This window comes from Lysobacter stagni (genome assembly GCF_030053425.1).
GTDB classification, from domain to species: Bacteria; Pseudomonadota; Gammaproteobacteria; order Xanthomonadales; family Xanthomonadaceae; genus Lysobacter_J; species Lysobacter_J stagni.
In genome coordinates this window covers 3,403,204-3,418,316 of sequence record NZ_JASGBI010000001.1, presented here as the reverse complement: position 1 = coordinate 3,418,316, position 15,113 = coordinate 3,403,204, and the positions used below count along the sequence as shown (strand labels likewise).

Genomic DNA, 15,113 nt, shown 5'->3' with positions numbered 1-15,113 from the left:
GGAGCAAGCGGAGGAATACGCGGTGGAAGGCAAGCAGACCACAGACACGTCCGGCACCCTGCCGGCCATCGATTCGCCGCTGCTGGATGTCCTGCCGCAGCACGCGGACGCCGGCGACGGCGCAGGCAGCGCGACGTTCGCCATCGACGCACCGGTCGCCGCGCGGCTGGCCGCACTGGACGTCGATGGCGCTCAGGTGCTGGCGATCGCGCTGTCGATCGTGGAAGCGCGTTTGACCGGCGCCGATGACGTACCGGCCACTGTGCTGACGAAAAAAGGACTCGTGCAGGCGCCGGTGGTCCTGGGCGATGCCGGCGCGCTCGCGCTCGCGAAGACGCTGGCGGCGGCAGATGTCGTTGCCGAACAGGCGACGCCCGCCGTGTGGGCCGCGGTATCGACGGACGCAGCCGTCGTGGCCGCGTCGCACTGGCACCTGATGCCGGCCGGCGATGCCTGCCTGGTCGTGTCGTACCAGTGGCCGTTGACGGCCACGGCCGTCGACCTGCTGGCGCGTTGCGTGCTCAACGTGTTGCGCGCCATCGCGAGGGCGCCGAACGCACCGGCCGCGAGTGCCGACGTGCTGGATCACGAAGAGCGCGCTCAGCAACTGGACGAATGGTCCGTCGCACCTCCCGCGCGCACGCCGTTCGACACCGTGCACGAGTGCTTCGCTCAGGCGTGCGCTACCTGGCCCGAGGCCATTGCCGTCGTGCATGGCGAAGGCTCGCTGACCTATTCGCAGCTGGACCGCAGCGCCGGTTCGCTGGCCGCGCGACTGCGCGCCGCAGGCGTGGGCGTGGGCGACATCGTCGGCGTGGCGCTCTCGCGCTCGCTCGAATCGGTCACCGCCATGCTCGGCATCATCAAGGCCGGTGGTGCTTACCTGCCGCTGGACCTGTCGCTGCCGGCCGACCGTCTGCGCTTCATGATCGAGGACGCCGGCGTGCGCGCCGTCGTGGTGCTCGACGCAGCCACCACCGACCCGCTGCCGGAGCGCGTGGTGCGTGTGGCCGTGCATGGCGACGACGCACCGGTCCAGGCCGTTTCCGGGTTGGACGGTGACGCACTGGCCTATGTGTTGTTCACCTCGGGATCGACCGGCGTGCCCAAGGGCGTGGAGATCCGCCACCGCTCGCTGGTGCGCAGGTTGCACGGCATCGATTACGTCACGCTCGACACATGCACGCGCATGCTGCACCAGGCGCCGCTGGGCTTCGACATCTCCGGGCTGGAAATCTGGGGAACTCTGTTCAACGGCGGCACCATCGTCGTGCACGACGAGGCCGCGCCCACGGCCGCGCGCATGCGGGCCACGATCGAACGCCACGCGGCCAACGCCGGCATCATGGCCGCGGCGCTGTTCAACGCCGTTGTCGATGAAGATCCGACGCTGTTCTGCGGCTTCCGCGACGTCATCGTCGGCGGCGAAGCGCTGTCGGTGGACCATATACGCCGCATGCAGGCGCTTGCGCCGGAGCTGCGCCTGCACAACGGCTATGGACCGACCGAGTGCACGATCATGTGCACGTCCTACGCCATTCCACGCGATCTGGAAGCCGGCGCCACGTCCATCCCCATCGGTCGGCCGATGCAGGACGCGAGCGGGTACGTGCTCAATCGCCACCTGCAGCCGGTGCCCGCGGGCGTGATCGGCGAGTTGTGCGTGGGCGGTGTCGGTGTCGCACGCGGTTACCTCAACCGCCCCGAACTCAACGCCGAGCGTTTCGTCGCCAATCCGTTCCAGGCTGGCGACGTGCTTTACCGCACCGGCGACTACGTGCGCCATCGCCCGGACGGACTGCTGGAATTCGTCGGCCGCACCGACGCGCAGGTGAAGATCCGCGGTTACCGCATCGAATTGACGGAGATCGAAGCGGTGCTGGCGCGCCATCCTGCCGTGGTGTCGTGCACCGTCGCGGCACGTGCCGATTTCCCCGGCGAGAAACGCCTGGTCGCCTACTACGTGGCGTCAGGCAAGGAGACGGGATCCGCCCAGCTGCGCGCGCACCTGGCCGCGGCCTTGCCGCCGTTCATGGTGCCCACGCGTTACGTGCAGCTGGACGAACTGCCGTTGACCGCAAACGGGAAGGTCGACCGTCGCGCGCTTCCCGCGCCGGACCGTCGTCGCCCGGAACTGGCCTGCGATTACGCGCCGCCCGCCACGCCACTGGAAACGCGCCTGTGCGAGGCCTTCGGCGCGTTGCTGGACGTGGAAGGGGTCGGCCGCAACGACAACTTCTTCGAGCTCGGCGGCAGTTCGCTGCTGGCCGTGCGCCTGGCCGAACAGATCCGTCACGAAGGCGGGCAGGGCAATGCGGCTGATGGTCAGCGCGTCGCGGCCCCGATGATCTTCCAGCACCCCACGCCGGCACGGCTGGCGACGGCACTGGAAGGCGGCACGCAGATCAAGGCCGCAACGCGGCCGGCGCGTCGCGCCGACATTGCCCGCGAGCCGATCGCCATCGTCGCGATGGCCGGCCGCTTCCCCGGTGCCGACACCGTCGAAGCGTTCTGGGACAACCTGTGCGAAGGGCGCGATTCGATCACGCAGTTCCGCATCGACGAACTCGATCCGTCCGTCGGCGCCAGCGATCGCAACGATCCGGGCTACGTCGCCGCGCGCGGCGTGATCGACGGCGTGGAGCTGTTCGACGCCGCGTTCTTCGGCATCGGCCCGCGCGAGGCGGAGCTGATGGACCCGCAGCAGCGCATCTTCCTGGAGCTGTGCTGGGAATGCCTGGAGCGTGGTGGCCACGTTCCCGATGCGGCCGAGTCCAGTGTCGGCATCTTCGCCGGCATGAACAACGCCACGTATTTCCAGCGCCATGCGTCCGCGCATCCGGAGCTGGTCAACCGCGTCGGCGCGCTGCAGGTGATGCTGGGCAACGAGAAGGACTACATCGCCACGCGCGTGGCCCACAAGCTCAACCTCACCGGTCCGGCCGTCAGCGTGCACAACGCCTGCTCGACCTCGCTGGTGGCGATCTCGCAGGCGTTCGAGAGCCTGCAGTCGGGGCTGTGCGACATGGCGCTGGCCGGCGGCATCGCCGTGACGTGCCCGCCGCGCAGCGGTTATCTGTACCAGGAAGGTTCGATGCTGTCGCCCGACGGCCACACGCGCACCTTCGACGCCAATGCCAAGGGCACCGTGTTCGGTGATGGCGCCGCTGTGGTGCTGCTCAAGCGCCTGTCGGACGCGATCGCCGATGGCAACCGTGTCTACGCGGTGATCCGCGGCACCGCACTGAACAACGACGGCGCCAATCGCGCCAGCTTCACCGCACCCAGCAGCGAAGGGCAGTCGGCGGTGATCGCGATGGCGCACGACCGCGCCGGCGTGGATGCGCGCAGCATCAGCTACGTGGAAGCGCACGGCACCGCGACGCCGCTGGGCGATCCCATCGAGATCGAAGGCCTGACGCGCGCATTCCGCCGCCACACGCACGACACCGGCTTCTGCCGGATCGGCTCGCTCAAGAGCAATGTCGGACATCTGGTGACGGCCGCCGGTGCGGCGGGCGTGATCAAGACCGCGCTGTCGCTGCACGAGAAGCGCATTCCCGCGTCGATCCACTTCGACGCGCCCAATCCCACCATCGACTTCGCGTCGTCGCCGTTCGTGGTCAACGCGCACATGAGCGACTGGCAGGGCGATGGCGTGAACCCGCGTCGCGCGGGCGTGAGTTCGTTCGGTCTGGGCGGAACCAACGCGCACGCGATCCTGGAAGAAGCGCCACCCGCGCCGGAATCCACGCCTGCCGATGGCGCACAGTTGCTGGTGCTGTCGGCGCGCACGCCCGCCGCGCTGAGCGCCGCCGTCGACCGGCTGGCCGATCATCTCGACGCGCAGCCGCACGCCAACCTGGCCGATGTGGCCTGGACACTGGCCGTGGGCCGCAAGGCGTTCGCGCACCGCATCGCCGTGGCGGCGGACGACGTCGCCTCGGCGGTCGCGGCCTTGCGCTTGCCCGACACGCTGGCCGAAGCCGCACGCAGCCGTCCGGCGCGTGCGGGCGAGGTGGTGTTCCTGTTCCCGGGTCAGGGCGCGACCTACGCCGGCATGGGCCGGGGCCTGTACGCGCGTGAATCCGTGTTCCGCGATGCGATCGACGAATGTGCCGCGTTGCTGCAGGACGCGCTCGGCTTCGATCTGCGCCAGGTGATGTTCGGCGACGATGCGCAGGCGCTGCTGCCGACCTCGGTGATGCAGCCGGCGACGTTCGCCATCGAGTACGCGCTGGCGCGTCTGTGGATGAGCCTGGGCGTGACGCCCGCGGCGATGATCGGCCACAGCATCGGCGAATTCGTCGCCGCCACGCTGGCCGGCGTGTTCGAACTGCGCGATGCCCTGCACCTGGTGGCACGTCGCGGCGCGCTGATGCAGGCGCAACCCGCCGGCGCGATGCTGTCGATCCGCCTGCCGGCCGACGCGGTGCGCCAGCGCCTTCCCGACGACCTGTCGCTGGCCGCCGAGAACTCGCCCCTGGCCTGCGTGGTGGCCGGGCCGTCCGAACGCATCTCGCAGTTCCAGGCGCAACTGGAGGGCGAGGGTGTCGCCTGCCGTGCCCTGCGCACCTCGCACGCGTTCCACTCCGCGATGATGGAGCCGGTGGTGGAGCCCTTCCGCGCGGCGGTTGCCGCCGTGCGCCTGAATCCGCCCACGCAGCGCATCGTCTCCACCGTTACCGGCACCTGGCTCGATGCCGACAGCGCGACGTCGCCCGATTACTGGGCGCGGCACCTGCGCCAAGCGGTGCGCTTCTCGCCGGCCTTGCAGACGCTGCTCGACGATCCCGCGCGCGTGCTGCTGGAAGTCGGTCCGCGCGGCACGCTGACGGCGCTGGCGCGCCAGCAGCCGGCGGTGCAGAAGCAGCGCATCGCCACCGTCGCCTCGCTGGCCGACCAGCCCGACAGCGAGCGCCGCGACGTGCTCGCCGCCGCCGGCCGGCTGTGGAGCAGCGGCGTGGCGATCGATCCGGCCGGCTTCGACCGCCGTGCGATCCGCCATCGCCTGCGGCTGCCGACCTATCCGTTCGAGCGACAACGTTATTGGGTGGAGGCCGTCCCTGCGGCCGCGTCCAACGTCATCCCGCATCCGGCCGTCGCGGCCACCGCACGAACCCCGACCGTACTGGAGACCGTCATGCCGCAGTCCACGCCCGTCGCCGCCCCGTCCGCCGCCCCCGCGGCCGCCACCGGCCGTCGCGAGCGCCTGATCGGGCAACTGCGCGGCCTGTTCGAGAACGTCGCCGGTTTCGACATGGCCGACGCCGACGTCGACACGAACTTCATCGAACTCGGCCTGGACAGCCTGATGCTGACCCAGGTTGCCGTGCAGCTGCAGAAGACCTTCGAAGTGCCGGTGAACTTCCGCCAGCTCATGGGCGACTGCGCCAGCCTGGACCGTCTGGCCGGCATGCTGGACGAGACGATGCCCGCCGAGGCCGAACCCGCACCCGTCCCGGTTGCCGCGCCGGTCGCGGCGGCGCCGGCGCCCGTCATGCAGACCATCGCCGCGCCCATGGCGATGCCCGCGCTCGATGCCGGCAACGACTTCACGCGCCAGGTCATCGCGCAGCAGATGCAACTGATGGCACAGCAGCTGGCGCTGTTGTCCGGTGGCGTTGCCGTGGCCACCGTACCGGCGGCCCTTGCCGCCGCACCCGCGCCGGCTCCGCAGCCGGTGGCAGCGGCGCCCGCGCCCGCACCCGTGCCGAAGCCGACGGCACCGAAGGCCGACGGCGAGGAAGACACCGGCGCCGTGCAGCAGAAGTACGACGTCAAGAAGGCGTTCGGCGCCATCGCCCGGATCGACAACAACAACGACCTGGACCTGAGCCCGCAGCAGCAGAAGAAGCTGGGCGCCTTCCTCGACCGCTACATCGCGCGCACCCGCAAGTCGAAGGAATACACGCAGGCCAACCGCGACCGGCTGGCCGACCCGCGCGTGGTCAACGGGTTCCGTCCGCTGACCAAGGAGATCGTCTACCAGATCGTGGTGGAGCGGTCGAAGGGCTCGCGCGTGTTCGACATCGACGGCAACGAGTACATCGATGCGCTCAACGGTTTCGGCATGAGCCTGTTCGGCTGGCAGCCGGACTTCGTGCTCGATGCGGTTCGCGAGCAGCTCGACAAGGGCTACGAGATCGGTCCGCAGCATCCGCTGGCCGGCGAAGTGGCGGAGCTGGTGTGCGAGCTCACCGGTCACGACCGCGCCGCGCTGTGCAACACCGGCTCCGAAGCCGTGCTGGGCGCCCTGCGCGTGGCGCGCACCGTGACCGCGCGCAGCACGGTGGTGCTGTTCACCGGGTCCTACCACGGCATCGTCGATGAAGTGATCGTGCGCGGAACCAAATCGCTGCGCGCGGTGCCCGCCGCGCCGGGCATCCTGCGCAACACCGCCGAGAACGTGCTGGTGCTCGACTACGGCACGCCGGAAGCGATGGAGATCATCAAGTCGCGTGCGAAGGAGATCGCCGCGGTCATCGTCGAGCCGGTGCAGAGCCGTCGTCTGGACTTCCGTCCGGTGGAGTTCCTCAAGGAGCTGCGCCAGGTGACGCAGGACAACGGCGCGCTGCTGATCTTCGACGAAGTGGTCACCGGCTTCCGATCCAACCCGGGCGGCGTGCAGGCGATCTTCGGCATCAAGGCCGACCTGGCGACGTACGGCAAGGTCGTCGGTGGCGGTTTCCCCATCGGCGTGATCGCCGGCAAGCGCGAGTACATGGACGCGCTGGACGGCGGCCACTGGCAGTACGGCGACGATTCGGTGCCGACGGTGGGCGTGACCTATTTCGCCGGCACGTTCGTGCGGCACCCGCTGGCGCTGGTCGCGGCCAAGGCCGTGCTGCAGCACTTCAAGCAGGACGGCGGCGAATTGCAGAAGCGCCTCAACGCGAAGGCCGAAGCGTTGGCCGCGGACATCAACGCCTACTGCGCCGATGTCGGTGCGCCGGTGTCGGTGAAACAGTACGCCTCGGCGTGGAAGACGCACTGGCCCGAGAACCACCCGTTGCAGGACCTGCTGTTCGCGGCCATGCGCGTGCGTGGCATCCACATCCTCGACAACTTCCCGTGCTTCCTCACCACCGCGCACAGCGACGAGGACATCGCACGCATCGCCACGGCCTTCAAGGAGTCCGTGGCCGAGTTGCAGGACATGGAACTCCTGCCGCGCCGCGCGGCCACGCCGAAGACGGTGATGGACGCTGCCAGGCCGGTCGTTCCGGGCGCGCGGCTGGGCCGCGAACCCGACGGCACGCCGGCGTGGTTCGTGCCCAATCCGGAGCAGCCCGGGAAGTACATGAAGGTGAGCGCATGAATGCTGCCGTTATGGGCGATGCCGCACTGGACAAGGCGAACGGCGCCCACGCCACGGTCGATTACGATCCCTTCGCCGACGGGCCGCTGTCGCGTGTCGCGCCGACCACCGAGCCGCAGCGCGAGGTGTGGCTGGCCGACCGCCTGGGCGAGGATGCATCGCTGGCGTACAACGAGTCGATCTCGCTGGATTTCCGCGGCGCTCTCGATGTGCCGGCCCTGCACGATGCACTGCGCGCCCTGGTGGCGCGCCACGACATCCTGCGCGCCAACTTCGGCCCGGATGGCCGCACGCTGTGCGTGGGCGACACGCGCGAGATCGCGCTGCCGCTGATCGACCTTTCCGCACTGGACGAGGCCGCAAGCGCTGCGCGCATCGCCGAACACGCGCGCAGCGTGGTGGAGGTTCCGTTCGACCTCGACCACGGCGCACTGCTGCGCAGCGACCTGATCCGTCTGTCTGCCGACCGGCACCAGCTGGTGCTCACCGCGCACCACATCGTCTGCGATGGCTGGTCGTGGTGGGTGATCGTGCGCGAACTCGGCGCGCTGTACACGCAAGCGCTGGGGCAGACCGCGGAACCACTGCCTGCCGCCGAGTCCTTCGCCGACTACGCGCTGGCCGAGGCCGAACACCCGCACGGCGCAACCTACCGCGCCGACGAGGCGTACTGGCTGCAGCGTTTCGCCGACGGCGGCCCCATCCTCGACCTGCCCACCGACCGGCCGCGTCCCACGCGTCGCACGTTCCCATCGGTGCGCGAGGACCATCTGCTCGACAACGAGCTGGTCGCCGCCATCCGCCGCCTCGGCGCGCGCCAGGGCGCCAGCCTGTTCGCCACGCTTCTGGCCGGCTTTGCCGGTGTGCTTTCGCGCCTGACTTCGCAGAACGATGTGGTCATCGGCATTCCGGCCGCGGGCCAGTCGATCGACGGCCATGATCATCTCGTCGGCCACTGCGTGAACCTGCTGCCGCTGCGTTTCGAGCTGGACCAGGCGCAGCCGTTCGAGCAGGCGCTCGCGCAGGCGCAGTCCACGCTGCTCGATTCCATCGAGCACCAGCGCTACACCTTCGGCACGCTGCTGAAGAAGCTGTCGCTGCAGCGCGATCCCGCGCGCCTGCCGTTGTGCAGCGTGATGTTCAACATCGACCAGGCGATGGACCAGGAAAGCACCGGCTTCCACGGCCTGGGTATGCGCCTGATCACCAACCCGCGCAGCTACGAGAACTTCGAGCTGTTCGTCAACGCGGTGCAGGTGCAGGGTGGCATGCGCCTGGAGTGCCAGTACAACACCGACCTGTTCGACAACGCGACGATCCGCCGCTGGATGGCCGCGTACGAAACCTTGCTGCGCGCCGCGGTCGCGCGACCGGACCTCGCCTTCGGACGGCTGTCCGTGGTGTCCGAGGCCGCGCGCGGCGAGCTGCAGGCGCTGCAGCCGGCGGCCACGCCGTTCGACCGCGAGTGCCGCATGCACGAGTCGTTCGAACGGCAGTGCGACCGCACACCGGATCGGATCGCGCTGGAATTCGACGGTCAGTCCGTGCGCTACGACGAACTGGAAGACCGCGCCAACCGCATCGCGCACCTGTTGCGCGCGCGCGGTGTGCATCGCGGCACGCTGGTCGGCCTGGTGCTGGACCGCGGTGTGGACATGCTCGCCGGCTTGCTGGGCGTGCTGAAGGCCGGCGCCGGTTACGTGCCGCTGGATCCCAATTTTCCCGCCGAGCGCCTGGCCTACATGGCCGGCGATGCGGGCCTGGCCGCGCTGCTGACGACCACGAAGCACGCCGGTCATTTCGATCTGCGCGGACGCCCCGTGCTGGCGCTGGACACGCTGCACGACGAGTTGGCCGCGCTGCCGGCTTCGCGCATCGGGCGTGACGAAGGCGCGGCGCAGCCGGAGTCGGTTGCGTACGTCATCTACACCTCCGGCTCCACCGGTCGGCCGAAGGGCGTGCAGGTACCGCACCGTGCCGTCAGCAACTTCCTGGGCAGCATGGCGAAGGAGCCGGGTCTGGGCGCGGACGACCGTCTCGTCGCAGTGACCACGCTGTCGTTCGACATCGCCGTGCTGGAACTGCTTCTGCCGCTCAGCGTGGGCGCGCGCGTGGTGCTGGCCGATCGCGTCACCGCCGCCGACGGCGTCGCGTTGAAGGCATTGATCGCCAACAGCGGCGCGACCGTGATGCAGGCCACGCCGGCCTCGTGGCGGCTGCTGCTCGACGCCGACTGGAAGGGCGATGCCTCGTTCAAGATCCTCTGCGGCGGTGAAGCGCTGCCGCAGGACCTGGCCGCACAGTTGCTGCAGCGCTGCGGTTCGCTGTGGAACGTATACGGCCCGACCGAAACGACGGTGTGGTCCACGTGCTCGCGCGTGGTGGCGCCGGCCAACGGCGCGATCGACATCCATATCGGCCGTCCCACCGACAACACACAGGTGTGGATCCTCGACCCCCGCGGCGAGTTGTGCCCGCTTGGCGTACCGGGCGAGATCTGGATCGGCGGCGATGGTGTGACGCTGGGCTACCTCAACCGTCCGGAGCTCACGTCCGAACGCTTCGTCGAAGATCCGTTCTCCACCGCGCCCGGTGCGCTGCTGTACCGAACCGGCGACCGCGGACGCTGGCGCGCCGAAGGCGTGCTGGAACACCAGGGGCGCCTGGATTTCCAGGTGAAGGTGCGCGGTTACCGCATCGAGCTGGGCGAGATCGAAGCCCTTCTGGCCGCGCATCCACAAGTCGCGCGCGCGGTCGTGGTCGCGCGCGAGGATCGCCCGGGTGACGTGCGGCTGGTGGCGTACGTGGTCGGCGACGGCGCCTCCGCGCTGGAAGAGTCGGCGCTTGCGTCCTATCTAAAGGGATCGCTGCCGGACTACATGATTCCGCAGCACATCCTGTTCCTCGATGCCATTCCGCTGTTGCCCAACGGCAAGATCGACCGCAAGTCGCTGCCGGCGCCGGACCTGACCGTGAAGCTGTCGGGCGAACGAGTGGCCCCGCGCAACGCGCTGGAGCGCACCATCGCCGAAGCCATGGCGCAGGTGCTGGGCGTGGCGGAAGTGGGCGTGGACGATGACTTCTTCTCGCTGGGCGGACATTCGTTGCTGGCCGCGCAGCTGACCTCGCGGATCAACAAGGAACTGGGCATCGCGCTGTCGCTGCGTGCATTGTTCGACGGCCCCACCGTCGCCAAGCTCGCGCGCATGGTGCAGGGCATCGATGGCGAGGCAGCGCCCAAGCGCGAGCCCATCAAGCCATTGGCCGATCGCACGCGCGGCCCGATGTCGGTGATGCAGGAGCGCCTGTATCTGCTCGAGCAGTTCAACCCCGGTCAGATCACCTACAACACGCCCAGCGCGCATCGCCTGCGCGGTCCGCTGCAGCTGGATGCATTCCAGGCCGCGATCGACGCGATGATCCAGCGCCAGAGCGTGCTGCGCACGACCATCGGGCTGGTGGACGGCGAACCGATGCAGATCGTGCACGACGTCGTCGATGTGGACATCACCGACGTGGTGGATGTGAGCCAGCTGCCCAAGGACGAACGCGAAGCCGAAGTCTCGCGTCGCATGGACGCGTTGATCCAGACCCCGTTCGAACTGGACCGTGCGCCGCTGATCCGCTCGCGCCTGTTCCGCCTGGGGCCGGAAGAACACGTGTGGTTCTTCATGACCCACCACCTGATCTGGGACGGCTGGTCGTTCGATCTGATGTACACCGACATGGCCGAGCTGTACGCCGCGCAGCTGGAAGGGCGCGAAGCGAAGCTGCCGGAACTGACGGTGACCTACGCGGATTACTCGGCCTGGCACCACCAGTGGCTGCAGGGACCGGAGTATGCGAAGCAGCTGGCGTTCTGGCGCGAGCGACTGGGCGGCGCGGGGCAGGGCGTGGAAGCGTTGCCCACCGACATGCCGCGTCGCCCCGGCATGTCCGGGCGCGGCGTCACGCACCGCATCGTCGTGGCGAACGAGGTGACCAACGCCCTGCACGACACGGCACGGAAGGTCGACGCGACGCTCTACATGGTGCTGCTCACCGCGTACTACGCGCTGATCAGCCGGACTTCCGGCCTGCGCGAGCTGATCCTCGGCACGCCGGTACGCGGTCGCAACACCGCGGAGGTCGAGAACCTGATGGGTTACTTCACCAGCCTGCTGCCCCTGCGCATGGACATCGATCCGTCGATGAGCTTCGCGCAGGCGGTGAAGAAGGTGAAGGACGTCGTGCTGGACAGCTTCGCCCATCCCGACATCCGCCTGGAAGATCTGGTGCGCGAGCTGAGCGTGCGCAGCCGCGAAGGCGGTGCCGTACTCTATCACGCGCTGTTCTCGTTCCAGGACATCCGCCAGCGCGTGTGCACCTGGGGTTCGCTCACCCACGAGCGTTACCCGGTGTTCCAGACCGCCTCGACGCAGGACCTGGGCCTGTGGTTCGTCGAACAGGACACCGGTCTGTCGGGCGGCTTCATCTACAACGCCGACATCTTCCTCGACGACACCGCCGCGCTGCTGCGCGACCGCTACGTCGCCGTGCTGAAGGCGCTGGGCAGCGATCCCTCGCGCACGCTGGAGGAGATCACCCGCTTCGACGACGGCCAGCCGTTGCAGTTCGGTCGCGCGATCGAACCAGCGCCGGTGGCGGAACCTGTTGCCGTCCCGCGCGCCGACGATGCGCTGGGCGACGAACTCGATCCGCTGGGCATGCAGCTGCTGGAAATCTGGCGCGATCTGCTGCGCAAGCCGGAGATCGGCCCGGACGATGATTTCTTCTCGCTGGGCGGGCATTCGTTGCAGGCGGTGCAGATGTTCCACCGTTTCAACCGCGAGACCGGCGTGAACCTGCCGCTGGCGACGCTGCTCACCGCGCGCTCGGTGCGCGCACTGGCGTACGAATACCACCGCGCCGGCGCCGATGCGGACTCGCAGGACGATACCGCGCGGCCCGATCCGTGGGCGCCGCTGGTGCCGATCCGCCCGCAGGGCGACCAGCTTCCGCTGTTCCTCGTGCATGCCGTGGGCGGCAACGTACTCAATTACCGACCGCTCGCCGACGCGATGCCCGAAGGCATTCCGGTGTACGGCCTGCAGGCCCTGGGCCTGGACGGCCGCACCGCGCCGCTGGACCGCGTGGAGAAGATGGCCGAACGCTACGTGCACGAGATCCGGCAGGTGCAGCCGCACGGTCCATACCATCTGGCGGGCGGTTCGATGGGCGGCATCATCGCCTTCGAGATGGCGCAGCAGTTGCTGGCGGCCGGCGAAACGGTCGGCATGCTCGGCCTGGTGGACACCTCCGCGGAGTTCGGAATCCGTTATCGCGATGAAGCACAGCGCGGCCTGTCCGCGCGCGTGCAGCGGTTGCACCGTCGCATGCAGGGACAGTCGCTGGGCGAACGCCTGGCTACGATCGGCGGTGTCGTCAACGGACGCCTGCAGGCACGGCAGATGCGCCAGCAGGCGCAGCAGGCGCGCGAGAGCGGCGAGGCCCTGCCGCACAACGTGCGTTACGCCGAGCTGGAAGCCACGCACATGCGCGCGTACGTGAAGTACGTCGTGCAGCCGTATGCCGGTGCGCTGGTCCTGTTCCGCGCGAGCGAACAGCCGACGGAGCTGCGCAACAAGCCAGCACTGGGCTGGGAACGCATGGTCGACGACGTCGAGGTGGTGTCGATCCCGGGCGACCATCGCGCGATGATCGAATCGCCGGCGCTGGTCACCACGCTGAGCGCGGCGATTCTGCGCGCGCAGGGTCATGGCGGTGGCGTTACGCCGCAAAACGGTGACGAAGCTGCCGCATGCGTGGCGGTGGAGAACGACGACCCGCGTGCGACCTACCTGCGCGCCCTCTGGAAAGAGTTGCTCGGCGTGGACGTGGACGCGAACGACAACTTCTTCGACATCGGCGGAAACTCGATGCTCGCGGTGCAGATGTCCAGCCGGGTCCTGAAGGAGGCTGGCGTACGCATCCAGCTGATGCGGCTGGCTTCGCAGAGCCTGGCGCAGATCGCGTCGGATCTTCCTGTCTCTTTCGGCCGCGAGGAGAAATCCGGCGGTGTTGGCGCGCGGATGGCGCGGCAGATGAAGCGTCTGCTGCGCACACCAGGGACGGTGGAATGAGCGCGCCGTTCTTCTTCGGAGAGGCCGGGCGCAGTCTGTTTGGCCTGCTGCACGAAACCGACGGCCGGCCGCGGATCGAAGGAGCGCACGGGCTGGTCCTGTGCGCGCCGCTGTTGCAGGAAGGCACGCGCAGCCACCGCGCGTTGTGGTCGCTGGCGCAGGCGGTGGGTGCCCAGGGCATCCCCACGCTCACCTTTGACTGGTACGGCACGGGCGATTCCGCTGGCGAGGACCTCGAGCTGAGCCTGTCGGGCCTGCAGTCGGACCTGGACGCAGCGGCGAAGGAGCTCACGCGCCGTTCCGGCGCCACCACGCTGCAATGGCTGGCCCTGCGCAGCGCGGCCATCCCGATGCTGGCGTACCTGTCGTCGCGCGCGGCGCCAGTGGACGTGGTGCTGTGGGACCCGCAACTGGATGGCCGTCGCCTGGTCGACCAGTGGCGCGAACAGCATCGCCAGCAGCTGCTCGAAAGCGGCCGCTACGTGCATGCACGTCACGAGCCGGATGCGGATGACCTGCTCGGCTTCCGCGTGGACGAGGCGTTCCTTGCGCAACTGCGCCACGCCGCTCCGACGCGCTGGCGTCTGCCCGCCGGTAGCCGCGTGCGCATGGCGGTGTGGGAGATGGACGAGACCCTGGACCGTTTCGCGCAGGCGCAGCGGGAGGCCGGCGTCGCGGTGGAGGCGGTGCTGCTGGACGAAGGCGAGCGGCCCGAATGGGACGTTCCCGCGCGCTTCGGAGCCCAGGTGTTTCCGCGCCGCGCCGTCGCACAGCTGGCGCAGCGCATGACCGCACAGGTGCCCTGGTGAACCTGCAGATCGACAACCTTCGCGCATTGGCGGAAGTGGCCGATGTCACTCCCGAATTTGCGCCGCAGGAAAGCGTGCATCGCTTCGGCGATGGTCTCGTCGGCGTGGTGACGCGTCCGTCGCGCGCGTGTTCGAAGGTGGGCGTGCTGTTGCTCAACGCCGGCCTCACGCGCCACACGGGGCCGTTCCGCCTGCATGTGGATCTCGCGCGCACGCTGGCCGCGCGGGGCTTCCCGGTGTTGCGTTTCGACCAGGCAGGCCTCGGCGACAGCGATGCGCCGGTGCGCACCACCGGCGACCGTCGCCAGCACGAGATCGAAGCCGCGATGCGCTTGTTGGCCGAGCAGACCGGGGCGATGCGCTTCGTGTTGTGCGGACTGTGTTCCGGTGCGGACGACGCATTCCACGTCGCCGCGGTGCATCCGCGCGTGAGCGGCGCGATCCTGCTGGACGGCGTGGCGTTCCCGACGCCGGGCTTCTGGCTGCGACACGTGCTGCCGCGCCTGCTCAATGCCGGAAAGGTGCTGCGTTACATCGCCTCGCGTCGCAACGCCGGACCCGCGCTGGCCGATTTCCGCGACTGGCCGGCGAAGGCGGACGCACGACGCATGCTGTCGGGCATGGTCGACCGCGGCACGCGCCTGCTGTTCGTGTTCACGGGCGGTGCGTACCACTACTTCAACCATCGCGACCAGCTGGCCGCCGGCCTGGGCCGCGCGGCGCGTGCGCCGCAGGTCGCGCTGGAGTACTGGCGCGAGTACGACCACACCTTCTACCTGCGCAAGCATCGTCGCGTGCTGATCGCACGTATCGAGGCCTGGATGCGTTCGGAATTCGGCCCGTCGGAGTCGAACTGATCCC

4 protein-coding genes are annotated in these 15,113 nt (G+C 69.1%); all 4 read left to right on the top strand.

The annotated features are described in order from the left end of the window. The first annotated feature begins 22 nt into the window (after positions 1–22). From QLQ15_RS15880 to QLQ15_RS15865, 4 genes are read left to right on the top strand one after another with little or no spacing between them, the layout of a single operon-like run. Entirely contained in the window at positions 23–7,321 is a 7,299-nt protein-coding gene (locus tag QLQ15_RS15880; RefSeq protein WP_283213726.1) for a polyketide synthase, read from the top strand. Then, complete coding sequence (locus tag QLQ15_RS15875) at positions 7,318–13,443, top strand: non-ribosomal peptide synthetase (RefSeq protein WP_283213725.1); 6,126 nt, start codon at positions 7,318–7,320, stop codon at positions 13,441–13,443. The genes QLQ15_RS15880 and QLQ15_RS15875 overlap by 4 nt, the downstream gene beginning before the upstream one ends. Then, on the top strand, positions 13,440–14,252 hold the full coding sequence (locus QLQ15_RS15870; RefSeq protein ID WP_283213724.1) for an alpha/beta hydrolase family protein: 813 nt from the start codon (positions 13,440–13,442) through the stop codon (positions 14,250–14,252). The genes QLQ15_RS15875 and QLQ15_RS15870 overlap by 4 nt, the downstream gene beginning before the upstream one ends. Beyond that, positions 14,249–15,109 carry an alpha/beta fold hydrolase gene (locus QLQ15_RS15865; RefSeq protein ID WP_283213723.1) on the top strand — a complete coding sequence of 287 codons (861 nt, stop codon included), beginning with the start codon at positions 14,249–14,251 and terminating at the stop codon, positions 15,107–15,109. Before QLQ15_RS15870 ends, QLQ15_RS15865 begins: the two co-directional genes overlap by 4 nt. Positions 15,110–15,113 lie beyond the last annotated feature (4 nt).

What these genes read in the sequence shown, in the direction of transcription:
- QLQ15_RS15875 (WP_283213725.1), top strand. Translation starts at nt 7,318, where the DNA reads ATGAATGCTGCCGTTATGGGCGATGCCGCACTGGACAAGGCGAACGGC.
- QLQ15_RS15870 (WP_283213724.1), top strand. Translation starts at nt 13,440, where the DNA reads ATGAGCGCGCCGTTCTTCTTCGGAGAGGCCGGGCGCAGTCTGTTTGGC.